The 1781-nt window shown below is 62.4% G+C and carries 1 protein-coding gene; it reads left to right on the forward strand.

Going from position 1 to position 1781, the window contains the following annotated elements; all coding sequences use genetic code 11:
* The coding region (locus tag L696_RS28325; protein WP_155985332.1) for an SDR family oxidoreductase at window positions 1-1781 on the forward strand (1781 nt) is incomplete at both ends.

Genomic DNA, 1781 nt, shown 5'->3' on the forward strand with positions numbered 1-1781 from the left:
GATCTTGCCTCGTTCCAGAAGCAAGCGTCCTCGCAGGTGCTGACTTCGTCAGCCTGCTATGAAGCCTTCTCGTCGATGGGCATCGAGTACGGGGAAGGTCATCGCGGCATTCAAGAGCTTTACGTCGGCGCAGGTCTCGTGCTGGCTCGACTGTCTCTGCCGTCCACGCTGTCAGCATCCGCCAGCCGGTATGTTCTGCATCCGAGCCTGATGGATTCTGCGCTGCAGGCGACGGTCGGCTTCCTGCTCGGCGCGCGCGGAGACCTCTCGCCGAACCCGATTTTGCCGTTCGTGCTCCAAAAGCTGGAGGTCTACCAAGCCTGCGCCTCTGAGATGTGGGCGGTGCTCCGCCACAGCGAAGGCAGCCAAGCAGGCGGCGCGGTGGAAAAGCTCGACATCGATCTGTGCGACGAGGCAGGCCGCGTTTCGGTTCGAATCAAAGGCTTCACGTACCGTGCGCTGGATGCGAAAACGCCGTCCGGGCAGGAGGGCAAGAACGACCCGCTGGTCGGCAAATTGACCTTGGCACCGGTATGGGATGTCGTCACGCCGGAACGCGTACCGTCTTTCCCGGCTTCTGCCGATCGCGTGCTGGTGGTCGGAGGCACTTCGGAGCAGCAGCGTTCCGTGCGCTTGCACCTTTCGAACGTGCAGTCGCTCGACCTGCAGCCGAGCGATTCCATCGCAGAGATCGGGGACAAGCTGCAGCGCCTGGGCAGCTTCGACCACATTTTCTGGATCGCTCCGGAGCGCGCTCTCTCCTCGGTGACGAACGAGGCGCTGGTCCGCGAGCAGGAAGAAGGCGTGCTGCTGCTCTTCCGCACGGTCAAAGCTCTTTTGCAAGCGGGATACGAATCCCGTCCGCTGGGCTGGACGGTACTCACGACGCAGGCCCAACCGTTGCACGCGCAGGAGCAGGTCAACCCGACCCACGCCAGCTTGCACGGATTGGTCGGCTCTCTGGCGAAGGAGTACCCGCGCTGGAAAATCCGCCTGGTCGATCTCGAAGCGGGCGCCTGGCCGCTGGTTGACTTGCTGCAGCTCCCGTCGGATCGCCGTGGTCGCTCTTGGGTCTATCGAGGCGGCGAATGGCACCGCCAACAGCTCGTCTTGCTCCAAGCGGCGCCGGCTGACGGCACGCTGTACCGACAGGGCGGCGTGTATGTGGTGATCGGTGGGGCCGGACGGATCGGAGAAGCATGGACCGAGTACATGATCCGCCGCTACGAGGCGCAGGTCGTCTGGATCGGTCGCCGTCAACCGGATGCCTCCATTCGAGCCAAGCTCGAAGCCCTCGGACGGCATGGCAAGGCTCCGCACTATGTGGCCGCCGATGCGACCGATGCCGCGTCGCTCCAGCGGGCGCGTTACGAGATCAAGCAGCGGTATGGCCGAATTGACGGGATCATCCATTCGGCGATGGTGTTGCAGGACGCAGGACTGGATCGCATGGAGGAGGCGCAATTCCGCACCGGATTCTCGGCGAAGGCGGACGTCTCTTTGCGCGTGGCCCAGGTGTTCCGCGACGAGCCGCTTGATTTTGTCCTGTTCTTCTCTTCGATCATCTCGTTCATCAAAAATGCGAACCAGAGCCACTATGCGGCTGGTTGCACGTTCATGGATGCTTTTGCCCATCAGATGGCGCGCGAGATGTCTTGCCGCGTGAAGGTGATGAACTGGGGCTACTGGAACGCCGAGGAGATCGTGCATTCCAAAGAAGGGGAGCTGTTGTCGCAGGTCGGCATCGGATTTGTCGAGCCGAAGGAAGCGATGGAAGCTCT

The sequence above is a fragment of the Paenibacillus maysiensis genome (assembly GCF_000520815.1).
Classification (GTDB): Bacteria; Bacillota; Bacilli; order Paenibacillales; family Paenibacillaceae; genus Paenibacillus; species Paenibacillus maysiensis.